The organism is Roseivirga thermotolerans (assembly GCF_014653175.1).
In the GTDB taxonomy this organism is placed as follows: Bacteria; Bacteroidota; Bacteroidia; order Cytophagales; family Cyclobacteriaceae; genus Roseivirga; species Roseivirga thermotolerans.
On sequence record NZ_BNAG01000002.1, the window covers coordinates 434,922 to 458,339 of the forward strand.

The 23,418-nt window shown below is 44.4% G+C and carries 25 protein-coding genes; 11 read left to right on the forward strand and 14 right to left on the reverse strand.

Features of this window, described 5'->3' with window-relative positions; all coding sequences use genetic code 11:
• Positions 1 to 531: a DinB family protein gene (locus tag IE164_RS07875; RefSeq protein WP_189629666.1), complete on the reverse strand. Its 531-nt coding sequence runs from the start codon at positions 529 to 531 to the stop codon at positions 1 to 3.
• A 44-nt stretch (positions 532 to 575) separates the two neighbouring features.
• Here IE164_RS07875 and IE164_RS07880 point away from each other — a divergent pair, with 44 nt between their 5' ends.
• Both IE164_RS07880 and IE164_RS07885 read left to right on the forward strand, forming a co-directional pair.
• Positions 576 to 1,541, forward strand: a complete 966-nt coding sequence (locus tag IE164_RS07880; RefSeq protein ID WP_189629667.1) for a DUF4097 family beta strand repeat-containing protein — start codon at positions 576 to 578, stop codon at positions 1,539 to 1,541.
• Positions 1,542 to 1,603: 62 nt separating this feature from the next.
• Complete coding sequence (locus IE164_RS07885) at positions 1,604 to 3,973, forward strand: ABC transporter permease (protein ID WP_189629668.1); 2,370 nt, start codon at positions 1,604 to 1,606, stop codon at positions 3,971 to 3,973.
• Positions 3,974 to 3,977: 4 nt separating this feature from the next.
• Here the strand turns inward: IE164_RS07885 and IE164_RS07890 are convergent, their stop codons facing one another.
• From IE164_RS07890 to IE164_RS07900, 3 genes are read right to left on the reverse strand one after another with little or no spacing between them, the layout of a single operon-like run.
• The gene (locus IE164_RS07890) at positions 3,978 to 4,508 is read right to left on the reverse strand and encodes a GNAT family N-acetyltransferase (RefSeq protein ID WP_189629669.1); all 531 of its coding nucleotides are present in this window, start codon (positions 4,506 to 4,508) and stop codon (positions 3,978 to 3,980) included.
• Positions 4,505 to 5,116, reverse strand: a complete 612-nt coding sequence (locus IE164_RS07895; protein WP_189629670.1) for an IMPACT family protein — start codon at positions 5,114 to 5,116, stop codon at positions 4,505 to 4,507. Before IE164_RS07895 ends, IE164_RS07890 begins: the two co-directional genes overlap by 4 nt.
• Before the next feature lies 1 nt (position 5,117).
• Positions 5,118 to 6,041, reverse strand: coding sequence for a hypothetical protein (locus IE164_RS07900; RefSeq protein ID WP_229838581.1), 924 nt, complete (start codon positions 6,039 to 6,041; stop codon positions 5,118 to 5,120).
• Positions 6,042 to 6,157: 116 nt separating this feature from the next.
• On the opposite strand from IE164_RS07900, the gene IE164_RS07905 reads away from it, so the two are divergent.
• The 4 genes from IE164_RS07905 to IE164_RS07920 are packed head-to-tail and all read left to right on the forward strand — an operon-like array spanning position 6,158 to position 9,663.
• On the forward strand, positions 6,158 to 6,547 hold the full coding sequence (locus tag IE164_RS07905) for a sugar 3,4-ketoisomerase (RefSeq protein ID WP_189629671.1): 390 nt from the start codon (positions 6,158 to 6,160) through the stop codon (positions 6,545 to 6,547).
• On the forward strand, positions 6,544 to 7,467 hold the full coding sequence (locus tag IE164_RS07910) for a GNAT family N-acetyltransferase (RefSeq protein WP_189629672.1): 924 nt from the start codon (positions 6,544 to 6,546) through the stop codon (positions 7,465 to 7,467). Before IE164_RS07905 ends, IE164_RS07910 begins: the two co-directional genes overlap by 4 nt.
• A 16-nt stretch (positions 7,468 to 7,483) precedes the next feature.
• Positions 7,484 to 8,740, forward strand: coding sequence for an MATE family efflux transporter (locus IE164_RS07915; protein ID WP_189629673.1), 1,257 nt, complete (start codon positions 7,484 to 7,486; stop codon positions 8,738 to 8,740).
• Positions 8,737 to 9,663, forward strand: coding sequence for a glycosyltransferase family 2 protein (locus IE164_RS07920; RefSeq protein WP_189629674.1), 927 nt, complete (start codon positions 8,737 to 8,739; stop codon positions 9,661 to 9,663). The genes IE164_RS07915 and IE164_RS07920 overlap by 4 nt, the downstream gene beginning before the upstream one ends.
• Positions 9,664 to 9,666: 3 nt before the next feature.
• Here the strand turns inward: IE164_RS07920 and IE164_RS07925 are convergent, their stop codons facing one another.
• The 4 genes from IE164_RS07925 to rpsF all read right to left on the reverse strand — a co-directional run bounded on the left by IE164_RS07925 (position 9,667) and on the right by rpsF (position 11,562).
• Positions 9,667 to 10,248: an HD domain-containing protein gene (locus tag IE164_RS07925; RefSeq protein ID WP_189629675.1), complete on the reverse strand. Its 582-nt coding sequence runs from the start codon at positions 10,246 to 10,248 to the stop codon at positions 9,667 to 9,669.
• Between the two features lie 237 nt (positions 10,249 to 10,485).
• A complete protein-coding gene (rplI, locus tag IE164_RS07930; protein ID WP_189629676.1) occupies positions 10,486 to 10,929 on the reverse strand; it encodes a 50S ribosomal protein L9 in 444 nt (147 codons plus the stop codon).
• A gap of 22 nt (positions 10,930 to 10,951) precedes the next feature.
• On the reverse strand, positions 10,952 to 11,203 hold the full coding sequence (gene rpsR / locus IE164_RS07935) for a 30S ribosomal protein S18 (protein ID WP_189629677.1): 252 nt from the start codon (positions 11,201 to 11,203) through the stop codon (positions 10,952 to 10,954).
• On the reverse strand, positions 11,200 to 11,562 hold the full coding sequence (gene rpsF, locus IE164_RS07940; RefSeq protein ID WP_189629678.1) for a 30S ribosomal protein S6: 363 nt from the start codon (positions 11,560 to 11,562) through the stop codon (positions 11,200 to 11,202). The genes rpsR and rpsF overlap by 4 nt, the downstream gene beginning before the upstream one ends.
• A gap of 160 nt (positions 11,563 to 11,722) precedes the next feature.
• Between rpsF and IE164_RS07945 the strand changes: the two genes are divergently transcribed.
• From IE164_RS07945 to IE164_RS07955, 3 genes are all read left to right on the forward strand, one after another.
• Positions 11,723 to 13,252, forward strand: coding sequence for a sensor histidine kinase (locus IE164_RS07945; protein WP_229838582.1), 1,530 nt, complete (start codon positions 11,723 to 11,725; stop codon positions 13,250 to 13,252).
• A gap of 21 nt (positions 13,253 to 13,273) precedes the next feature.
• On the forward strand, positions 13,274 to 13,963 hold the full coding sequence (locus IE164_RS07950) for a response regulator transcription factor (protein WP_189629680.1): 690 nt from the start codon (positions 13,274 to 13,276) through the stop codon (positions 13,961 to 13,963).
• Positions 13,964 to 14,355: 392 nt separating this feature from the next.
• Positions 14,356 to 15,354, forward strand: a complete 999-nt coding sequence (locus tag IE164_RS07955; protein ID WP_189629681.1) for a beta galactosidase jelly roll domain-containing protein — start codon at positions 14,356 to 14,358, stop codon at positions 15,352 to 15,354.
• Here IE164_RS07955 and IE164_RS07960 read toward each other — a convergent pair.
• Both IE164_RS07960 and cdd read right to left on the reverse strand, forming a co-directional pair.
• Complete coding sequence (locus IE164_RS07960) at positions 15,342 to 15,995, reverse strand: alpha/beta hydrolase (protein WP_189629682.1); 654 nt, start codon at positions 15,993 to 15,995, stop codon at positions 15,342 to 15,344. The genes IE164_RS07955 and IE164_RS07960 overlap by 13 nt on opposite strands.
• On the reverse strand, positions 15,995 to 16,486 hold the full coding sequence (cdd, locus tag IE164_RS07965; RefSeq protein WP_189629683.1) for a cytidine deaminase: 492 nt from the start codon (positions 16,484 to 16,486) through the stop codon (positions 15,995 to 15,997). Before cdd ends, IE164_RS07960 begins: the two co-directional genes overlap by 1 nt.
• 277 nt (positions 16,487 to 16,763) lie before the next feature.
• On the opposite strand from cdd, the gene IE164_RS07970 reads away from it, so the two are divergent.
• Entirely contained in the window at positions 16,764 to 18,107 is a 1,344-nt protein-coding gene (locus tag IE164_RS07970) for a saccharopine dehydrogenase family protein (RefSeq protein ID WP_189629684.1), read from the forward strand.
• Positions 18,108 to 18,150: 43 nt separating this feature from the next.
• On the opposite strand, the gene IE164_RS07975 is transcribed toward IE164_RS07970, so the two are convergent.
• Positions 18,151 to 20,490, reverse strand: coding sequence for a penicillin-binding protein 1A (locus tag IE164_RS07975; RefSeq protein ID WP_189629685.1), 2,340 nt, complete (start codon positions 20,488 to 20,490; stop codon positions 18,151 to 18,153).
• Positions 20,491 to 20,583: 93 nt separating this feature from the next.
• Here IE164_RS07975 and IE164_RS07980 point away from each other — a divergent pair, with 93 nt between their 5' ends.
• Positions 20,584 to 21,249 (forward strand): VLRF1 family release factor, encoded by a 666-nt coding sequence (locus IE164_RS07980; protein ID WP_189629686.1) that lies wholly within the window; start codon positions 20,584 to 20,586, stop codon positions 21,247 to 21,249.
• 4 nt (positions 21,250 to 21,253) lie between these two features.
• On the opposite strand, the gene ppgK is transcribed toward IE164_RS07980, so the two are convergent.
• The 3 genes from ppgK to IE164_RS07995 all read right to left on the reverse strand — a co-directional run bounded on the left by ppgK (position 21,254) and on the right by IE164_RS07995 (position 23,266).
• The gene (gene ppgK / locus IE164_RS07985; RefSeq protein WP_189629687.1) at positions 21,254 to 22,000 is read right to left on the reverse strand and encodes a polyphosphate--glucose phosphotransferase; all 747 of its coding nucleotides are present in this window, start codon (positions 21,998 to 22,000) and stop codon (positions 21,254 to 21,256) included.
• Between the two features lie 61 nt (positions 22,001 to 22,061).
• Positions 22,062 to 22,553: a VOC family protein gene (locus IE164_RS07990; RefSeq protein WP_189629688.1), complete on the reverse strand. Its 492-nt coding sequence runs from the start codon at positions 22,551 to 22,553 to the stop codon at positions 22,062 to 22,064.
• Positions 22,550 to 23,266: a tRNA1(Val) (adenine(37)-N6)-methyltransferase gene (locus IE164_RS07995; RefSeq protein WP_189629689.1), complete on the reverse strand. Its 717-nt coding sequence runs from the start codon at positions 23,264 to 23,266 to the stop codon at positions 22,550 to 22,552. Before IE164_RS07995 ends, IE164_RS07990 begins: the two co-directional genes overlap by 4 nt.
• Positions 23,267 to 23,418: the final 152 nt, after the last annotated feature.

The window sequence follows — 23,418 nt, forward strand, 5'->3', positions numbered from 1 at the left end:
CTACCAACGGCCGGCATAGGCTAAAGACTCTCCCGTGATGCTCTGCAAACAAGCTCTTTTCAGTTGAATAATTTGTCTGAGGTGCATGTAGTCATGTGCCACCCAGTTCGCCAGTATGTTTCGGGCTGTCATTTGACCATACTCAGGATGAACAAGGTGTGCCTCCCAGTCTGTTGGTACTAATTTCCTGAGCCACTCTTCCGATTGCTCTCTCTCCTTTGCCCATTCATTTAATTTTTGGGTGAAATGTTGAGTGGCGTAGCTTTTTTCAGTAACCCAGGCCTCCGGATCGATTGGTAGAAAAGGAAACTGATTAGGGGCTAAAGCTACCTGCATCCTGTACTTAAAATCATGTTTTTCCTCATCGGCCAAATGGCAAATAATTTCCAGCAGGTTCCAACGGCCGGGTTCCGGCTTCCAGCTGATTATGTGGGGCGGAGTTTTTTCAAGCAGGCTTAAAAAGACTTCCTTATTATCAGCGAGCTGGTTGATTAGCCAGTCGGTTTGTATGTTTTTTTCAGCTTCGTGCATCCTTTTTGTTCAAAGTATGTCATTCCACCAAAACCTACAACAAAATGCAACAACTCAAATCGATCCTTACCCTTCTTGCCCTGACTTTTACCATTACTTTCACTCAGGCTCAGGAGCGAATAGAAAAGACTTTTACAGGTATTAAATCCATTCGGCTGACAACAGCTTCCGGTAATGGCACCATTAAAAAAGGCAGCGGAAATCAGGTGAAAGTGACTGTGGAATATACTTATGATAAAGAGGACTATGAACCGGAATTTGAACAGAATGGCGACCGCCTGACTATTAAGGAAGAATTTAGGAGAAGCCGTTGGACTCGCGGTTACTCTGAATGGACGCTTGAGATTCCGGATGGTCTTGAGCTTGATTTTAAGACAGGGTCTGGAAATATTGAAGTAAACGGGCTGACTGTGGAGCTTCGTACAAATACGGGGTCCGGAAATATTCGATTGGATGATGTGCGAGGCGATGTTCATGCCAACACCGGTTCGGGAAATATTTCGCTAAGAGCCGTTGATGGTGCTATGGACGTGAATACAGGTTCAGGCTCCATTAGGATAGATCGTGCCAAGGGGAATACAGACCTGAATACTGGCAGTGGTAACGTGAGAGCCAATGGAATTGAGGGCGGCCTTAGAATTAACACCGGCAGTGGCAATATTGAAGTAGATGAAGCCAAAATTCGTGGAAACTCTTCGCTCAATACAGGTTCTGGCAATGTAGAAGTAACTCTGGCAGGAGAACTGGACTACGACTTGTCTTTAAACACCGGCTCAGGGAATGCCATGCTCAACTTTAATGGCCATGAAATAGCGGGGGAATTTTATATGAGGGCTAATGATGAAGATGATATTAGCGCACCTTTCCGTTTCGACAGGTCGTATGAAGACGATCGTGGTTCTAACTGGAGGGGAAGAAACAAGGGGCATATCAAAGAAGCCAAAATTGGGAATAAGACCATCAGAATTCGTATTAGTACGGGTTCAGGAAGGGCTGTAGTAAGAAAATAGCAGGTCATTGTAACGAATAGCTATTTATTCAGTCTCTAAAACAACCATAACGCTCAGGTCAAATGCTCAAAAACTTTATAGTGGTTGCGCTGCGCAACCTTAAGAAAAACTCGCTCTATTCGGTAATCAATATCTCCGGGCTTTCTGTAGGTATTGCTTGCAGTATGCTTATTCTGTTGTGGGTAAAAGAAGAAACTTCGTTCGATAAGTTCATTCCAAAAGTAGACAGGCTTCACCAGGTGTGGGTCAATGCCTCAATTGCCGGAGGAGTTTCTTCCTGGAATTCAGTGCCTCTGCCCACATACATGGAAATGAAATCGGCCCATGCCAAAATAGTCAACTCGGCAGTAGCCGGATGGGGAGGTAACCGATTGATAACCAATGGGGATAAGCGCATTAATATTCGTGGCTACTTTGTGAGCAACGAGTTTCTCGATATGTTCGAGTTTCCAATGGTAGAAGGAGATAGAAGCCTGGTACTGGACGATCCTTCTTCCATTGTGATTTCAGAAACATTGGCATCAACTCTTTTTCAGGAAGGAGAAAATCCGATTGGTCAGTTTGTGAAGGTCGATGATTCTAGCACTCTTCAGGTAACGGGTATTATTAAAGACGTACCCCAAAACTCATCTTTTCAGTTTCATTACCTTATTCCCTGGAAACACCGCGAGTCTATACAACAATGGGTGAGGGACAATACGGACAACTGGGGCAACTATTCTTTTCAGGTGTATGTAGAACTTGCCGGAGAAGGTGACGAGAAAGAAGTGGAGGAGGCTATAAGTGGTATTCTTACTGAAAAAGGGCAGGACGATGTGCCGCGGGAGTTCTTCCTGCACCCGATGAGCCGCTGGAGGCTGCATAGTAATTTTGAAAATGGAGTGGAAGCCGGTGGGCAACAAGAGTATGTTACTCTGTTTTCTGTAATCGCCATGTTCATATTGCTAATTGCCTGTATCAACTTTATGAACCTGGCTACAGCCCGTTCTGAAAGAAGAGCACGAGAGGTAGGCATCAGAAAGAGTCTGGGCAGCAAGAGGGGGCAACTCATTATGCAGTTTTATGGTGAGTCGTTGATCATATCGGTTATATCTTACCTGTTCGCCATTTTGCTGGTGTTGGCCTCTTTACCGGCCTATAACAATCTGGTTGATAAACGGCTTTCTATAGACTTTCAGTCGTCAGAATTCTGGCTGTTCTCGCTCACCATCATTTTGCTCACTGGTATTATTTCCGGAAGTTATCCTTCACTATATCTTTCTTCATTTAACCCCATTAAAACACTTAAAGGCAAAGTAGCGGTGGGTAAGAATGCCAATTTGCCACGCAAAATACTGGTCATGCTTCAGTTTGGTGTTGCCATCATACTAATAGTAGGCACTATTGTTATTCTAAAACAGATAGACCTGGCCAAAAGCCGCGACATTGGCTATAGTCAGGAAGGCCTTATTACCGTATCGCTGACCGATGACATTACCAAAAACTATGAGGTAATAAAGAATGAACTGATACGAAAAAACCTCATTGTGAATATGACAAGGTCTAACAGTCGCATTACGGATATCAACTCCAACAACTTTTTGGGGTGGCCGGGAAAACCGGAGTCGGAAAAAGTAATGTTTGTAACTGTGGTGAGGGGATATGATTATGCGGAAACAATGGGAGCCAAAATGCTCTATGGCAGAGACTTCAGCAAAGAGTTTTCCAGCGATTCTTCGGCCATTATCATCAATAAAGCAGCCCTGGACTTGATGGGCCTGGAAGGAGACCCCATTGGTACTTCACTAGATCTTTGGGGCGATAAGCGTAATCTGGTAGGTGTGATCGATAATATACTTATGGGCTCTCCTTATGAAGAAGTTCGGCCTATGTTTATGATTATTGACAATTGGGGTGGATCGGTAACCCTAAGGTTGAGGCCAACAGATAATATGCAGTCTACTTTGGCGGGTGTGCAGGAGGTTTTTGAGCAATATAACCCTGCTTATCCGTTCGAATATCAGTTTGTAGATGAGGCTTTTCAACGCAAGTACACTACAATTAATCTAACCAGAAAGCTATCTACCATCTTTGCTGTACTCACCATTTTTATAACCGGCCTGGGCTTGTTTGGCTTAGCCAGTTACATGGCCGAACAGCGCATAAAAGAAATTGGTATTCGCAAGGTTCTTGGAGCCTCGGTCACTAGCCTGGTGGGGCTCATGTCTAAAGATTTTGCCAAGCTCGTGCTCCTCTCTTTTGTGATTTCAGCTCCTTTTGCCTACTGGTTGCTACATAATTATTTGCAGCGTTACACCATTAGAACAACTCTTGACTGGTGGATTTTTGTGCTTACAGGAGCTCTGGCGTTATTCTTCGCCATAGTGGTGGTGGTTAATCAGGCCAGAAGAGCTGCGTTGGCCAATCCGGCCAGTTCGCTACGAAATGAATGAGTAGCTATACTTCACATTGATATAGATAGCAGGGTGAGCTAAGGAACTCGAATTGAGGGCCTCGGCTCATTCCATTTTTTTGAGCTACCTGTTGAGAGCCCACATTGTCTATGTGAATAATGGAGACAACGCGATTGGAAATTTGCTGGTGGATAAAATATTGCTTGAGCGCAATGGCCATTTCAGAGGCCAGCCCTTGCCCCCAAAGTTCCGGAATCACCGAGTAGCCAATTTCAAACTCAGGCTTCCCTAAAATATCATCGCGCCAAATGATGCCGGCATTGCCTACCAAACGATGAGATTGCTTGTCGCAGGCAGCCAAAATACCTATGCCGGTTTCATCATAGCGTTTCATTTGCCGGTCAATCCATATTTCCGACTGCAGCTCAGGAGCCTTTTGGTCGGTAACTCCTACAAAGTGAAGGTTAGGGTTGTTTATAAAAAAGGTGGTCCATGCGGGAACATCTTCATGAGAAAGTGGCCGAAAATAAAGACGTTTAGTTTCTATTGGAAAGCTATAGGAATGCAGTTTCATGGTATCTTGTACTGAATGGCGTGGCTAAGATTTTGTAAAAGTATAACCTTGTTTTCAAACTCTTCTACTTTACTCACAATGAGTTCGGCCTCAAGACTGCATTCCATTTCAAACTCCTGTCGGGTAATCTGCATTTCAAAGTCATTAACCAGTTTCATGGCCTCGTTCATTTCTTCATATGGAAACTGAAGCTTTATGGTTTGGGTAATGAGTTTTTCTTCAATGCTGGTGTTATCAAGAGCCAGAGCGGCAGCTGTTTTATAGGCATTGATAAGTCCGCTCACCCCCAATTTAGTACCTCCAAAATAGCGAACTACAATAACCAGCGTGTTGGTGAGTTCTTTCGACCGTATTTGTCCAAGTATTGGATCTCCGGCCGAATGATTGGGCTCTCCATCATCATTTGCCCTAAACTGCGTCCCTTCATGACCCAGAATATAGGCATAGCAATGGTGGCGGGCATCATAATAGGTTTTGCGAGTTTCTTCCAGTCTTTCTTTTACCTCATCTTCTGTTTTTACCGGAAAAGCCAGGCCTATGAATTTGCTGCCTTTTTCCTTGTATAATCCTTCGGCTGGTTGGCCTATGGTTAGAAAGCTATCCTGCATGCTACAAAGCTTTCAAAATCTCCTGATAGCTCAAAAGGAATATGACCACTAATGCCAGTCCTACCCCGATATAATTGATTCTGGAAAGTCTCTCTTTGAAGATTACAATGGCCAGGAGTGTAGAAACTATGATTATGCCAATGTTGAGAATAGGATAAACAATGGCTCCATTGTTATTAAATGCGCTTAGTCCTTTGAGTTTAAAGAAGATAGAGAAGTAATTGGGAATACCCAGGCAAATGCCACCTACCAATTCTTTCCATCCGAATTTTACGCGTTTAACAAGGCAGAACAAACTGCCTGAAACGAAGGCCGACCCGAAAATGAAGATTGGAAATATAGGCTCAACCGCTTCTTCTATGTAGTTGTGGTTGGCATAATTGATAGAGCTGTCTATAAGTCCGCCCAACACAAAAATACTCATGGGCAACAACAAGTACTTGAGCGTAATGGGCTGCATTGAACTATCACGCTTCTTCCGGCTTACCAGTGCAATGGAAACAAAAGTAAGGGCTATGCCCAGGTAGTTCCATGAGTCTAATTCGTTGACAGCATATTTAAAAACAAACAAACTGAGTATTACGGGAAAGGCAAGGCTCATTTTGCTGGCCACCGTAGCTACCGATACCCCTCTTTTCTGTGTGGTGTAGGCCATAAGAAAGAAAGAGGAAATGAAAACAATACCCAATGCCAGGGCAAAAGGAAACCAGGGAGCTGAGGGTTCAACATGCGTCTTTAGACTATTAGCCCCTACGAAGGAAACCCCAGTTACTACGCATACCCCATAGTTAACCACAATGGCCGGTAGGGTATTGACATTGAATTTACTGTATGACCTGAAGGCCATAAAAATGGCCACATTGGCAAGAATAGTGATGAGTAAATACACCATAGCCTGCGAAAATACGGAAAAACTTTGTGGCAACAGTGTTTCCCCGTGCCCTCTGGAGAGGAATAACTAAGGGCTGTATTTTGGAATTACCAGTGGGTTCAATCAAATTGGGCTTGCGGCTACACCAAATAATTTTTGTAAGATTGACCATGCGCAAAAAACCTGAATGCTATGAGTTTAGTACCCGAATGGACCAAAGAGGACGGCTCAATTTTCTGGAGGAGCTCAAAGACGTACCTTTTGAGGTAAAAAGAGTGTATTGGCTCACAGGAGTACCCGAGCAACAGGTGAGGGGAGGGCATGCTCACAAAACAGGAGAACAGGTGATTGTGTGCATTCAGGGGCTGGTAGAAGTGGTGTTGGAAGATACGGCCGGAGAGCTGTTTACCTGCACGCTCAGCTCGCCCGATCAGGGGCTGTACATTCCTCCCATGTGGTGGGGGAAGATGCTGTTTAAAGAAAAAGCCATATTGCTGGGGCTAGCTTCAGACGAGTTTTCAGAAGAAGATTACATTAGGCAAAAAGCTGACTTTAAATGATTGAACTGAGCCGTGAATTGCCTGATAAGAGCATGGCCAATGAGCCGGAACAATTGCTGTATGGCCTGCCGGCTTACGGTAAAGTAAGCTCGGGCCAGGAGCCACTTTGTTTCTATGGGCTAAGCCTGGGGGGCTTGTGTTGTCGGGTAAGCTTTACAGCCGGAGAACATGAAGCGATTAGTCTCATGAATGCCCCTTTTTCAGGTATAGACATTGCTCCAAGTTGCACTCATTCGGAGGTGCTGGCTTGGCTGCAACAAGTAGAAAAGCACTTGAAGTCTGCCGGCTACAAGACCGTCACTTTACACCAACCTCCGGCAGTCTACGGCAATCAGTCATTGGTAGAGCGAGTGCTTACAGCCAGCGGCTACCAGCTCATAAGCAGTCGTAATTTTCATGTGATTTCGGTCAACGAAAGACCTCTAACCAGTCAAATGTCGGGCATGCAACTACGCAGATTCAGGAAGCTCTTGCGGGAGGAACCCGTGTTTGAAAGCTACGACTCGTCTGCTCTGAGCACTGTATTCCGGCAGATTGAACAATGGCGCAACACGGTAGATCAGCCGGTGAGCTTAGGCAAGGAGCAGGTTTTGGAACAAGCCAAGGCCTGCAAAGGGCATTATCATGCTTTTGGTCTCAGTCTTAAAAATCGGTTGGCGGCAGCTACTGTAGCTGTACGGGTGAGGGAAGATGCTTTGTATCACTTTTTACCGGCTAGCGACAGGGAATTGCATTCTGTGAGCCCTATGGTTGGGCTCGTAAACGGGCTGTACGATTGGTGCAGGCAACAGGGAATTACTATGCTCGATTTGGGGTCGTCCTATGTTCGGGGTATTGAAAAAGCTTCCCTTGTTCGGTTCAAAGAAAGCCTTGGAGCAAAAGCCTCAGTGGCTTTGAGTTGGCAGAAAACACTATCTTAGCAGCAAAAGATTGCGGTTGAAATCTAATTTTCTGAAAAGTTCTTCTTGGTCTTTTACCGCGGTGGTATTCAGAGCCTTGGGAGGCTTTACTATCAATAAGCTTTTCGCGGTAATGCTTGGCACCTCAGGCATTACACTACTCTCACATTTTCAAAACCTCACGTCTTTGTTTACTCTTTTGCCCAGCGAAGGGGTGAACCGAAGCATTATGAAGTACTGGTCTGATGAGACCCTGACCGAAGAGGAGAGGAAAAGGGTTTTTAAGACGGGCTTTTGGGTTACCGCTCTTCTTTTCTCCATTACTTTGGGGTTGCTTTTCTTCTGGAAGCAGGATTACTTTTTCGATCGGTTTATGCAGGAAATGAGCCCCTCCCGGTTTCTGCTCATCTTTGTTCCGTCAGTGTTTCTCATGCTTATGTCGGGCTACCTCAATTCGGTTATTCTGGCCTTACGTAAGGTAAAAACGTATGCCATTATCAATATTGTGGGCCTTGTACTACTGGTAGCAGTGGTTTATGGAGGGGTAAAGTTTGGTACCATAGATATGGCACTGCTTAGTTTTGCCATTGGTTACGGCTTAATGGCTTTTGTGGCACTGGGCTATCTGCTGGCCAAAAGAAGATCCATTAAGCTGGGTTTTGGGAGCCCTGATAAGCAATCGTTTCAGCGCATATGGAAGTTCGTTCTCATGGCCATTAGTGCCATTGTTTTCGGCCGATTGTTAGACTTTGCAGTTAGGGATTATGTAATAGATCTCTATGGTTTGGACAGAACAGGTCTGTGGCAGTCTGTAGCCAAAATGTCTACAAGCTATCTGCTGGTGTTTACCGGCACCGTGGGAGTGGTTTATTATCCTAAAATGGCCTCTCTAATCCATGAGCCGGGAGCACTGAAGTCGTACGTACTCAAGGTGATGGGTTTTGTTGCGTTTGTTACGGTGTTGTGTCTGGGGGTATATTACCTCAACAAGGAGTTTTTTCTCAAGTTGTTTTTCAGTCAGGGTTTTGAACGAGCAGCCTACCTTGTTCGCTACCAGGTAATAGGCGACTTTTTTGCCATACTCTCATATCTACTGGCCTATGTGTTGAGTGCCAGAGTGGAAACAGTAAAGTATATAGGAGCTCAGTTTGTTTCGGCCATTATTTACTTGGGTACAGTAGGCTTGCTTATCGATCATTTTGAGCTGGAAGCCCTGACTCTCGGCTATTTATGGCGCTATTTGGGTTTCTTTATTGTCCTCATCATATTTAACCGCAGACTCTTGTTCCGATGAAGCCGCTGGTCTCAGTAATTTGTATAGCCTATAACCACGCACCCTATGTGCAGGAGGCACTTCATTCGCTCTTTGAGCAAACTTATGCTCCTTTGGAGATCATTGTGCTAGACGATGCCAGCAAGGATAACAGTGTAGAGAATATTGAACGCGCCATAGAAGGCCGTTCGGTTAAGACTGTATTTCATACGAGTAACCGGGGTTATACCAAAACCTTCAACCAAGGACTAGCCATGAGCACCGGGCAGTACATAATTGACTTTGCGCTCGATGATCGCATGAAGCCGGACTTTATTGAAGAGAGCATAAAGGCCTTTGAGCAGGGAGAGAGCGATTTGGGAGTGGTTTTCTCCAATGGAAATTATATTGATGCCCAGGGAAATTTCATAGCCAACCATACCGAGGAGCTCTTGAGGAAACACCTTATGCCCTATATACCCAGTGGAGAGGTGTTTCATTGGGTACTGCGCAGATATTTTATTTGTACTCCGACTATGGTAGTGAAGAGAGAAGTATTCGATAGACTGGGTGGATACGATGAAACGCTGGCATATGAGGATTTTGACTTTTGGGTGCGTTCCAGTCGCTTCTGGCAGTATAGGTATGTCGATAAGGTGTTAATCGAAAAACGCAAACTAGCCAATAGCATGTCCAGTCAGCGCTATGCTCATCATCTCAACGAACAAATGAACTCTGTTTTCAAAGTGTGCGAAAAAGCCTTTCAGCTTTGTAAAAGTAAGGAAGACTTTGATGCACTTGCCGTACGCCTTAACTATGAGTACAGGCAATGCCTTCGCTCCGGTCACCTGGTGCTGGCCTCTCAATACAGGCAACTGATGCGCGAAGCCGGTGTTCAATTTAATCCTGTTTCTTATTTGGCTCGGTGGGTAAATCGGGTAAACCGAAAGAAGATCCGTGTATAGCCCTTAAGCCTTTTTGTAGTGCTTATCTACCAATACTTTAGCGTATTGCCAGAGGCTTTCCGAACCTTCTTTTATTCTTTGTTTTTTGGCAATTACTGTTTCGTACGCCACGTTGTGCTGCGCCCATGTACCTCCTTTGTTCGAAGCATTTTGCATCATTGGAGCCAATCGGTCTATGGCTTTGGCAAATTTGGCCTCGTTGGTTTCTGCCGCTTCAAACTCCTTCCATACCTCAATTAATTCTTCGGCCTGATCTTTAGGTAAGAGGCCAAATATGCGATGAGCAGCTCTTAACTCCTCTTCCATATTGTCATGGCTCTTCTGCGTATCGAACAGAAAGGTGTCACCGGCATCAATTTCTACTATGTCATGAATCAGCAACATTTTTAGCACCTTGAGCATATCCAAAGGCTGGTCTGAATGAGGGGCCAATATCAGGGCCATCATACAAAGGTGCCAGCTGTGTTCTGCATCGTTTTCGTGGCGGTTACTGTTAAAAAGGCAAGTCATTCGTTCAACGTACTTGAGCTTGTCAATCTCATGAATGAACTGCACTTGCTTACTGAGGGTAGAAGATGAAGACATAATTTAGAGTAGGGTTTACGAAAAAATAAAATGGGTCTACTTGTTCAAATACTGCAGGTGTACTCGACTATTTATACCTGAGGCACTATACATACAGACCCTGCATTGGTTATTGCCGAAGATACAAATGGGGTCAAAGTATAGAAACCTAATTTTCACCATTTAACAGGTAGCCCGGAATTAAAATAAAAAAACCCGAACATTACTGCCCGGGTTTCAATGTGATTGAAAAAAGACTTATTCAGCTACAACAGTGAATTTAACGTCTTTCTTAACTTCTTTATGAAGGTCGATTTCTACTTCGTATTCACCAACCATTTTTACTTCGCTCTTGAAAGAGATTTTCTTTCTGTCTACTTCAATTCCTTTAGCTTTTAGGGCGTCAGAGATCTGAAGAGTAGTAACCGCTCCGAAAATCTTACCGCTTTCACCTACTTTAGCTTTAATCTCTAAAGTGTCATCGCCAATTGCAGCAGCAATAGCTTCAGCGTCAGCTTTAATTTTTTCTGCTTTGTGAGCAGCTTGTTTTATGTTCTCTTCAACGAGTTTTTTGTTAGACTCATTAGCGATAATGGCAAAACCCTGAGGAATAAGGTAGTTTCTACCATAACCGGGCTTTACACTTACTGTATCGTTCTTGTACCCTAAACCTTTAATATCTGTTTTCAATATTACTTCCATGACGTCTATACAGTTTAGGTGATTATTTCAATCCATCAGTTACATATGGCAACAAGGCAAGGTGTCTTGCTCTTTTCACGGCCTGAGTAACTTTTTTCTGGTACTTTAAGCTGGTACCTGTAATTCTTCTTGGAAGAATTTTGCCCTGCTCGTTCACGAAGCTCAACAAGAAATCAGGATTCTTGTAGTCTACGTATTTGATACCGTTTTTCTTAAAGCGGCAGTACTTCTTTTTCTGCTGCTCTCTGTTTACTGGTTCGTTTACAAGTGTCATGCTGCTACCTCCTCTTTCTTGTTTTTCTTAAATGCGCCAGATCTTCTTTTCTCGTTGTATTCAACAGCGTGCTTGTCTAGGGCAACGGTCAGAAATCTCATTACTCTCTCATCTCTTTTAAATTCGATTTCAAGAGTGGCAATTAAACTTGGGTCGGCTTTGAACTCCATCAGGTTGTAGAAACCGGTAGACTTGTGTTGAATTGGGTAAGCCAATTTCTTAAGTCCCCACTTTTCTACGTTGATTACTTCAGCTCCACCTTCTTTGAGGAGTTGTTCGTATTGGCCGACAGCATCCTTCATCTGATCTTCAGACAAAACGGGATTCAAAATGAATACTGTCTCGTAGTTTTTTAACATTTGAATTAAATTAAGTTTTGGGCTGCAAAGGTAGGTAATTCAGTCTAAAAAACCTTGCCTTGTAAAAGATTGTCACAAAATTAATCAGTCAGCTCTTGAATGCTTAATTTCAGGAGATTAAAATTCTTTCTCATTGACGCGCTCGGCAAAAAAATCTCTTGTGGCCATATTGCTTATACTGGTGTTGCCGGTGGTAGCGTATGGCGTATTTCAGCTCAACTCGCTTACTGTAGATGAAAGAGAGCTTACCACCATTTACAGAAGGCAGTTAGAGTCGGTTTTGTTTTCAGTAAACCAAACCGCACAAGACAAAAGCGAAGAGTTTTTTGGAACCTTACAAAAGGGAGAGTGGAAGCAACAGCCCGATCAGGTTTTAGACAGGCTCGGCAACTATAGATTCTTCTTTGCTTTGTATTCCAAAGAATTGGCCGGTGAGGAGGAGATTCTGCTCGCTCCGCAGCCTGACTGGCTCACTCCTGAATTTAGAAGTAGAGCCGATAGCTTGGTTTGGGCTCACCGACCCATTGTAGACCGTCTGGTGCGCTATCTCAACGAAGGAAATTTTCAGAAGGTGCAATCTTTTGAAAGCTTTTTGGTGCACAATAAAAAAGAAGTCGATTTTCAGTTCTTTGCCTCCAAAGCAGGAGACAAAGTCTTTATCAATATCTATTTTTTCAGTGCCGTTGGGTTTATAGAACAGGCATTGGTACCAAAGTTTCAGGAAATGGCTCAGGGCGATTTTATCATTACCTGCAACCGAATATCGGATGGTACCCAGATTTACTCTACCTCCGGTGAGTTGGTGGGCGATATTGAAAGCGAACCGCTAGATCTTTTGCCACGATTTGAAGTAGGCATTGCCCGCGAAGGTGGCACGGTAGAACAAGCAGTGAACCGTAGGAAAAACCAAAACCTCATAGCCCTGGGCTTGCTTATGATGGTTATGATTATTGGCGTTTGGCTGGTGTTTAGGAATGTGCAAAAGGAAATGGAGCTGGCTCAGAAAAAAGCCGATTTTGTTTCCAATGTTTCGCATGAAATCCGAACCCCGCTCGCTCTCATTAATATGTTTGCCGAAACCCTGCTGCTGGACAGGGTTAAAGAGGAAGCCAAGAAGAAAGAATACTACGAGATCATAACCAAAGAAGTGAGCCGCCTAACCAATATGCTCAATCGTATTCTGAGCTTCTCTAAAATTGAGGCCAACAAACGGGAGTACAAAAAAAGTAGGTTAGATGTCTCAGCAGTGGTTGAAGATGTAATGAGTACTTACTCCTACCACTTAGAAAGCAATGGTTTTGAGCACACCATGCAGCTACATCCCAAACCCCTTGAAGTGATGGCCGACAGAGAAGCCATTACCGAGGTATTGGTTAACCTTATAGACAACGGTATGAAGTATAGCCCAGAAAGAAAACAACTGGAAGTGCGGACTACCAAAACCGATGACTTTGCCTGTATTATGGTAAAAGACAATGGACTGGGAATTGCCAAAAACCAACTGGATAAGCTGTTCGAGAAGTTTTACCGGGTTCCTACGGGAGATGTTCACGACACCAAAGGAGCGGGCCTTGGGCTCTCTATCGTAAAACACATCATCGATGATCATGAAGGAAGAATAAAAATTGATAGCCAGCCGGGAGAGGGAAGTACCTTTAGCATTCTCCTGCCTTTGGCCAAAAAGCATTAACAGTTAAACAGAACTAAAGAAATGTCTAAAATACTCATAGTAGAAGATGAACCGGCCATGAGATTAGGGCTGAAAGACAATCTGGAGTTTGAGTCGTATCAGGTAGAGTTGGCAATTGATGGAGCCGAAGGCTTAAAGAAGGCCACAGCGAGCCAGTACGACTTGATAATATTAGATGTGATGATGCCCAAAATGTCAGGCTTTGATGTATGTAAAGCCATGCGAAAGGCCGGTGTACTCACCCCAATAATTTTTCTGACGGCTAAGAGTGAAGAGATTGACAAAGTACTGGGGCTAGAGCTTGGGGCAGATGATTACCTCACAAAGCCCTTCAGTTTGAGGGAATTAATCGCCAGGGTAAAGGCCATTCTCAGGCGCAGCCAGGGGAGCTCCGATAAAAACTTGAAAGGAGAGGTTAGCATTGGCAATCTTACGGTAGATTTTGGGCAGTTTGTAGCCCGGACACACGAAGGAGAAGTGCGTATGTCGCACAAAGAGTTTGAAATACTCCAATATTTAATGGAACACACCAACGAAGTAGTGAGCCGGTATGATCTACTCAATAAAGTATGGGGTTATGAAAGTCAGCCAACCACACGAACTGTAGATAACTTCATATTAAGGTTGAGACAGCGAATTGAAGAAAACCCAAACGAACCAAGGCATATATTAACGGTGCATGGTGTAGGCTATAAGTTGCTTAGGGCTTGAGGATGGAAGCGCGAAGTGGGGAGATGGCTGACAAAGGGATTAACGTAAAAGCCCGAGAATAACCCATTGAAGCACAGTGCTTTTAGAGGTCTACGGTTAGAATGAGTCAAAACCTGAAAAGAGAAATATGGGTCTGAAATCAAAGAAAAACCAATATCTAAAACCTAGCTTATGACAACTTATGACATTCGTTTACTACCCAATGACACCGGCTTTGGAATTACAGCGTAAAATTGTACCATAAGCTCAAAGATCAAATAACTCGAACATCACTAAAACTAAAACTACAGAACCAATGAAGAAGCTGTTTCAGAACTTAACGAAGCCCCAAGCCAACAAGCTCAGGCTTGCTATCGTTGATTTTTGAGACAGCTTTCATTGAAAGTTAACCGATGAGAAAAACACTGATAATAGTATTGATAATAGGGGTTCATAGCCTGGCATTTGGTCAGCATGCCAGACGGTTAATGAACCTTAGAGGCGATTGGAAATTCTCTATTGGAGACAGGGAGGAGTGGGCCTCTCCGCAATACAACGATTCAGACTGGGAAGAAATATATGTGCCTCAACGCTGGGAGCGAGAGGGGTTTAATGGCTACGATGGTTTTGCCTGGTATCGAAAAACATTTGACGGCAAGGGGTTAAAACGCGAAAAGGTACACCTGCTCAGGTTGGGATATATAGATGATGTAGACGAGGTTTATGTAAATGGAGTGAAAATTGGCTTTTCAGGAAGTTTTTACCCCAACTATTATACGGCATGGAACGCAGAAAGACAATATGTTATTCCTCCTGAGCTCATTAACTATCAGGGCGAAAACCTCATTGCTGTGAGGGTCTTCGATCAGGGAGGCGAAGGAGGTATTTATAGTGGTGAAGTGGGGATTCTCTATCTCGATGAAGAATTTAAAGACAGTTATTACCTGGAAGGCCTCTGGAAGCTTAAGGTGGGCGACAGGCAGGAATATGCCAGGCCAGACTTTGACGACTCCCGCTGGCAAGATATTATGGTGCCCTCCAATTGGAAAACCATAGGAATATTCGATCTCAATGATTTTGCCTGGTATCGTAAAAAATTCACCATTCCTGCCAATGGTAAGCTCGATGAAATGACCCTTGTATGTGGTAAAATAGACGATTTCGATGAAGTATTCATTAATGGGGTGAAGGTAGGAGAAACCAACGATGGAAGGCCTCTTGGTCGCTCGGGTAGCTACGCCAAACTAAGGGTTTACGACATTCCAAAAGGGGTTCTGAAGAAGGGTGAGAATGTGGTTTCTGTACGGGTAGAAGACATAGGAGCCAATGGTGGTATTTATGAAGGGCCCGTATTGATAATGCCCACAGCCGAGGCCACGCGGATGGCCAGACGCTGGTCTTATTGGCGATAGGGGCGGGCGGCTATCTGCTGCACCACTTCCTCATTAATTTCATGACGACCATCAAAAGTTATTACCTCCGGAGTTACCCGTAGTTGGCGGGCAATTCCATTTTGCTCAGCCATTCTCTCATCCGAAAGAAATTCATCGGCCAAGCCGTATACCAGTAAACATTCTTTGTTACGGAGTCTGTCAGAACTTTCGATAGGAGGTAAATCAGGAGGGAAAATACCTGCCCATAGCACCAGCCTATCGAAAGGAAGTGAAGTCATAGTGGCTAGTCGCGATATGGTTGCCGCTCCCTGAGAAAAGCCAAGAAAAGTGATTTTTAGAGGTTTATTCAATGGCATGATCACCTCCCGGTAAACCGCTGAGAGATAACTGATGTAATTGGTAATGTCGCTTACACGGTCTTCGCGGGTCATCCAGGTAGCACCTACTCTTCCGCTGTAACCCTGCAGATAGTAACGGAAGAGTCCTTCCGGGGCAACTATCAATCTTTTTTCATTTGCAATGGAGCTAAACTTTCGAATGAAGTAGCGCGCCAACTGGCCGTGGCCGTGGCAAACCAGCCATACTTCATCTGTCTGTGGCCCCGCTGTGCCTAGCAGTTCATAGCGCGCATTGAACTCAAAGCCAATTCTCTTTTCCATTATTCCTTTAGATGCTTGTCTGAAAATTTAAAGGGTAGAATATTGTCGATAGACTCAGATTCATACACCTCATTCTTCTCATTGAGCAAAAATAAACGAATAGGTTTTGTTTGCTGGTTCTCGTATTCACTCATCACTTGTCTGCAACTACCACAGGGAGTGGCTAGCTTAAAGCTTTTGGCAGTTTTGGGTTTAGCCACTATGGCCACCATTTCTATTTCTTCCTCAGGGTGTAAGCTTTTGGCAGCAAAGAAGGCTACCCTTTCTGCACACAATCCACTGGGGTAGGCGGCATTTTCCTGATTGTTGCCCTGCACAATTTGGCCATTGCTAAGCCGGAGAGCCGCACCCACCTGAAAATTAGAGTAGGGACAATAGGCCCTTTGGGCTGCTGTTTGTGCCTCTTCCAGCAATTGAACCAATTGCGGATCGGCATCATTTATGGAGTAGACGGTGAGTTTTGAGTTTTTGGTAATTTCTCTTTTTATCATACGCTTTCTTAAAGAGGGCGATGAATATACAAATCTTTTGGAGGATAGTTAACAAACGGCCGCACTCCCGCTGTAGCAATTTAAGATCTTCCTGTCTGCGAAAGAATCGCTCAATAAAGCCTTTTTTAACTGTTTTTTATAGAATCTACTGAAAAACAGTGTGTTATATGGTTTTCTATTTGGCCTTGCCCGGTAATCGCCAAACTAAGTGACTGTCAAATTTGATCTTGGCCCTCATTTTTGCCTAATTCGCTGAACACGTATTTGTGAACTACCTATGGAGAAAATTTTGATACTGGGAGCGGGTCGCTCTTCCAATTCTTTGATAAGCTACTTACTGGATCATGCCAAAGAACGCAATTGGCAGTTGACCATTGCCGACTATGCACTGCAACTGGCCGAAGACAAAGCCAGAGGCCACGAGCGGGCAAAAGCTGTGGCATTAGACATTACCAACGATCAGGAGCGAAAAGGCTTGGTAAAGGAGCATGACTTTGTGGTTTCAATGCTTCCTGCCAAATTTCATCCGGTGGTAGCCGAAGATTGTCTGCAATTAGAGAAACACCTGTTTACAGCCTCTTACGTTTCGCCCGACATGAAGGCTATGGATGACCAAGCCAGGTCTAAAGGGCTATTGTTTTTAAATGAGTGTGGATTGGATCCTGGTATAGACCATATGTCGGCTATGAAGGTAATTGACCACATTAGAGAAGAGAAAGGCTTGGAGTTAAGGGCATTTGAATCGTTTACAGGCGGACTTTTGGCACCAGACCCTACCGATGATAACCCCTGGCAGTACGGGTTTACCTGGAACCCCAGAAATGTGGTGTTGGCAGGTCAGGGAACCGTAAAATTTATTCAGGAAGGACGTTATAAATTCATTCCTTACCACAAGCTTTTCAGGCGAATAGAAATGATTCACATTCCGGGGTATGGCTATTTTGAAGGCTATGCCAACCGAGATTCCCTCATGTATTTGGACGTGTACAACCTAAGAGGCATTAAAACGCTTTATCGGGGAACTTTGAGGAGGCCTGGATTTTGCAAGGCTTGGGATGTATTTGTACAGCTTGGGGCTACTGACGACAGCTACCTGATGGAAGGGGTAGAGGGTATGACCCACCGCCAGTTCATAAACTCTTTTCTTTCTTTTAACCCTAAAGATTCTGTAGAGCTTAAGTTGGCGCACTACCTGGGGTTAGACCTGGAAGGGCCCGAAATGCACAAACTTCAGTGGCTGGGCATGTTCGATGAAGAGCCTGTGGGCCTAATGAAGGGTACACCTGCCCAAATTTTAGAACACATTCTCAAGAAAAAATGGACCATTGGCCCTGATAAGAAAGATCAAATTGTCATGTGGCATTTGTTCGATTACGAAGAGGAGGGGGTGACCAAACGTATTCGGTCGGCCATGGTGGCTACTGGAGAGAATGCTCGCGAAACAGCCATGTCTAAGACCGTAGGTTTACCTTTGGCCATCGCCATACGCCTATTCTCTGAAGGCAAAATTGAGTCGAGAGGGGTTCAGGTTCCTATTTCCAAAGAGTTCTATGCACCTATACTGGATGAGTTGGATTCTTTAGGGTTTCAGTTCATTGAGGAAGAAGTAATACTAGACTAACTAGAACAAGTGGGCAAACGAGATAACCTCTTATTATGAAAGACTAATTGTCTTTCTTATTCTTCTTTTTAAAGATGTTGCCAATCTTCTTGAATAGCCCTTCTTTTTTGGGAGTTTCTACAGCCGTGCTGTCAATCTCCAGCCGGGTAGTTTTGGGTTTGTCTGTGTTCACAAAAATTCTACGCAGAAAACCCGCTTCTTTCTCCGGAGCACAGTTCATGAGGTTGAGTACGCGGGTAGAGGGCGGAGAAAACCTGGCATAGGCAATGGACTGATGATCGGTAGAGCGGTTCATTTTCTGCTGAAAGAGCGCATATATGGGCAGGGCAGAGTTAGCCCCCTGGCCCATGGCCGTGGTTCTAAACCCAATGCGATGGTCGTCTGAGCCAACCCAGGTAATGGTAATGAGCCTGGGAGTAAGAGCCACAAACCAACCGTCTTTGTTGTCTTGCGTAGTGCCTGTTTTCCCGGCTATATCATTCGATAGGCCGTATTTCCAGCGTAGTCGCTGAGCGGTGCCCTCAGCTACGGTGCCCTTCATCATTTCTATCATGGCCTGACGATTTTCTTCGGAAAAGACAGGAGTCTCGGCCACTTCCGGTTTAAACTGTGCCAACTCTTTGCCTTTGTTGTCTTCGATTTTCTGAATGAAATAAGGCTTAGCCGGTTTACCAAAATTAATGAAAGAGGTATAGGCTTTGGCAAGCTCCAACATGTTCATTTCTGCTGTGCCCAGGGCAATAGAAGGAACATAGGGTATGTCGGACTCTATGCCCATACGATGGGCCAGATCGATGATTTCGGGTATTCCGGCATCTTCCATTACTTTCACGGCCACGGTATTTATTGATTTGCTCAAAGCAGTTTTCATTGCGTAGTTCAGGTCGTAAGATTCACCTCCTGAGTTGGTGGCCGTCCAGTTATCGTAGTTGGCATATGTAACCTGTTGTCCGGAATAATAATCGCAGGGTTTGGCCCCTTTCTCCAGAGCCGCAGCATACACTATGGGTTTAAAAGTAGAGCCAACTTGCCTCTTGGCCATACTCACATGGTCATATTGAAAGTGTTCAAAGTTAATGCCTCCCACCCAGGTTCTAACCGCTCCGGTAAAGGGGTCTACAGAAAGAGCTCCGCCTTGCAAAAACTTTAGGTAGTGCTTCACGCTATCGAGATGACTCGCCTGAACCACTCTGCTACCGTCCCAGTCCCAAAGTTCCATGGGCCTTTTAAGTTTCAACGAATCCTCAATTTGTTTTTCGGTGAGTTTCTGAGCTTTCAACTTCTTGTAGTAGTCAGATTTTCGTACTGCGTCCTGAATAATGGTGTTGTTCATTAGCCAGGGGGCACGTCTTCCATAACTATCTTCGAATTCATCCTGAAGACTGCTCAGGTGTTCGGCCAAGGCCTCTTCGGCCATCTGTTGCAGGTTATAGTCTAATGTGGTATATATTTTAAGTCCACTGGTAAAAAGATTCAGATCGGTATTGTTCTCTTTGTTGTATTCTTTAAGCCATTTTTCCAGTTTTTTCTGCAAGCTGGCTCTAAAGTATGGTGCAAGGCCGTCTTCATGGCTGAAGGATTTATAGCTTAGTTTGAGTGGTTTTTTACTGGCAATTTGTCTTTGCTCATTCATTAGGTAACCGTAGCGTTCCATTTGAGCCAATACCGTGTTGCGTCTGCTTACCGAGCGTTCCGGAAAAAGCCTGGGGTTATAGCTATGTGAGGCCTTGAGCATACCTACTATTACTGCCGATTCTTCCAGGGTGAGGTCTTCTGTTCGTTTGCCGAAAAACTTTTCGGCAGCGCTTTCAACACCATAAGTATTGTCGCCAAAAGGCACGGTATTGAGGTATAGCGTAATGATTTCTTCTTTGGAGTAGAGCTTTTCTAATCGTGTAGCGCAAATAGCTTCCTTTATTTTACTCACAGGCATGGAGAATATGCCGTGGTCTTTTCTGGGGTATAAATTTTTAATGAGTTGCTGGGAGAGAGTGCTGCCACCACCGGCCGACTCATCGCCCATAAGTATAGATTTGAAGATAACCCTGAGTAAACTTCTACGATCTACTCCGTTGTGTTCATAAAAGCGTGCGTCTTCTGTAGCAATAAGAGCCTCAATAAGGTGCTTGGGAATTTCTTCAAAAGTGACGGGTTGGCGATCGAAAATAAAGTATTTGCCAATGAGTTCTCCTCCCCGGGCATAAACCTCAGTAGCTTGGCTCTGCTTTATGTCAGCCAGTTGTTCAGAAGAGGGGAGAGGCTCCCAAATTTCCCAGCGTACGGAGAGGTAAAAAGAAAATAGGGCAAGCAGCCCCAGGACAGCGCTAAAGCCTATCCACTTGATCCAGCGTTTCCAGCTATTTTTCTTTTTTCGGCTTACCATGGACTTTGGGAAAAACGTATGTTTCTTGTAATTCTTGCAAAATTATAAGAATAGTTTTCCAGAGTGAAGCGTGAACCATAATTTGCTGGTCAGATGGATGTGCAATCGAAGTTTTTGAAGCGCGATGCGGTGGTAGAAGTAGTGCAGGAACTGTACAAGGCCTCTGTGCCAATGAGCTATGATTTTGAGAAACACAGGCTGGAATGGGAACAGGAAGGTCTTCCCTTTTCCTTTCGGTTGCCTATTACCCTGTTTTTTGAACCCAACGGGCAAATGCAAGAGCAAAAGGTGGTTAAATACCTGATGTTGTTGGTGCAGACAGGAAGCGCCTCTGTAGGTGTATTTAATGGAGAAGACTGCCTTTCGCACAAAGTGTTTACGGCTTATATGGTTCGGAAAAAGCAGGGGAAAAGCCAGATAAAGCACTTAAAGACCAAGGGGAAGTCCAGAGCAGGAAGCCGAATAAGACTGGCAAGTGGAATTGAATTTTTCGAGAATATAAACGAGAGGGTTTCAAGGCATTTTCAGGAGCACGAGTTCGACCGTATAGCTTTTAGCTGCTCTAAAATACTTTTGCCTCATTTGTTTGGGGCCAAAATACAACCGCCTTTCGAGAAGAAGGACGAACGCCTATACAAAATACCCAAGCACCTTCATCAGCCTACTTTTGAAGTAATGTTGGGTATGCAGCGGTTTATTAACCAGGGGGAGCTTATTCTTCCTGCTGTTGTAGACCCGGACGATTTGTTTTACCTGTAAGGTATTATTTGTGGTGATCGGCTGCATTTACAGCAGCACCGATGATTCCGGCATTGTTGAGTTTTTCTGAAACTACAAATGGAGTATTAATTTCTATTTGATCCCGAAACTTATGGATGTGTTTGCTCACTCCACCTCCCAAAATAATATAGTCCGGAGTAAGAATGCGCTCTACATGTTTTAGGAATTTGTTAAGCCGCTTGCCCCACACTTCGAAGCTCAGGTCTTCTCGCTTTCTGGCCGAATCTGCTGCGTAGTATTCAATAAGTTCTCCGTTTTTGTAGAACATACGGCCCAGCTCAAAATTGGGGATAATCTGACCGTCCCAAAAAACTCCGCTACCCAAACCAGTGCCAATGGTTACCACTATAACCAGACCGGCATGATGGTGTCTTCCGGCTCCAAACCGCATTTCGGCTATACCGGCCGCATCGGCATCGTTAATAACAGTTACTGTTTCTCCGGAATACTCACAAAAGAGATCGTCTATTTGAGTGCCCTTCCAGCTTTTGTGCAGGTTGCTGCTATACATGGCCTTTCCGTTGACCACCACTGTGGGGAAGGCCACGCCTATGTTTTCTTTCCAGTTTAATTGGTCTTTGATTTCCCTCACCACATCGGCAACAGCTCCCGGAGTAGAGGGTTTTGGGGTAGCAATTCTAATTCGGTCCGATATAATCTTGCCTTTTTCGGTATCTACAATGGCTCCTTTTATACCACTACCGCCAACGTCTATTCCCAAAATTTCCATACAAACAGTTTAAAGGCGCACAATTTATTGCAAATATTCTAGGGCTGCAATTTAAGAGTGGCTAATCGTCTAATTCCTGAAGCAGGCTTTGGGTGTTGAGAGGCCGGGTATACATGGCTATTTCTCCCTGAGAATTGACAGGCCACTGTTCTTTGGGTTTGTCCCAATATAGCTCTACACCGTTGCCATCCGGATCGTTGAGATATAAAGCTTCAGATACTCCATGGTCTGCATAGCCGGTAAAAGGGTAGCCTTCATCTAACAGTCTGCGAAAAATAGTGGCCAAGTCTTTTCTAGTTGGGTAGAGAATGGCTGTATGAAAAAGCCCCGGATGGTGACTGGGCGCTGGAGGTTGACCCTTACTTTGCCAGGTGTTGAGGCCAATGTGATGATGATAACCTCCGGCTGAAATAAAGGCTGCCTGTGAACCCATGCGCTGTATAATTTCAAAACCAAGCAGGTGACAATAAAAGTGGATAGACTGGTCTAAGTCAGATACTTTTAAATGCACATGGCCAATTCTGGTGTTGGCAGGAATAGTATAATGGGTCATAAATGCAGATAATAGGGTTGTAGCAGCCCAACAAATTCTTTGGAGTATTCATTCCCCACCTCCCGAATGATAAAGTTTTGCTTTGTTGTATTGATTGGTGTTCGTCCAATACTCACCACTTCTCTAAAAAGAGCCGAACCGGGCCGGTTATAGATACTCACTTTTTGCTGAGTATATAGGCCCAAATCCTTTGCCAGAGCTTCGAAAACCTGCATTGGTTGTGGAGGCAGAAGTATGTGAGCATTGCCCTTGGGAGATAACAAGCGATTGATGCAAACAGCTAACTGATGATAACCTAGCGTGTTGGTGTGCAGGGCCTGGTTTTTGGCAGAATTTCCTCCCTGAAGATGATTTTCAAAAAACGGAGGATTGCTAATGATAAGGTCATAGGTCGTATTGGGCTCAAAATGGTCTATGTCTGTGTGGAAGAGTGACAATCTGTTTTTCCATGGCGAGACGTAGAAGTTCTCACGCGCTTGTAGAAAAGCCTCATCGTTAATTTCTACAGCATCTATAGCGCACTGCGTATGCTGAGCTTTCATGAGGGCGAGCAGACCGGTGCCAGTGCCAATGTCTAATATACGATTTGGGTTATGAGGTTGTGAAAGCTGAGCAGAAAGTGCTCCAAAAATACAGGCTTCGGTGGTTACCTTCATGGCACATTGGGCCTGTTCTACTTTAAATTGCTTGAACCGGAAGAAGGTATTTGCCATGGCCGGGTTTACGTTTGAATGATTTAAGTTCAAAGCTCATTGAAACCAGAACCAACTTCCCCAAAATCTCCCAAAGGGAACTTGGATACACTGCTTGTCTTTGCCCACATTAGATTAAACTCCTATTTTGAACATTGAACCATCGACTTTGA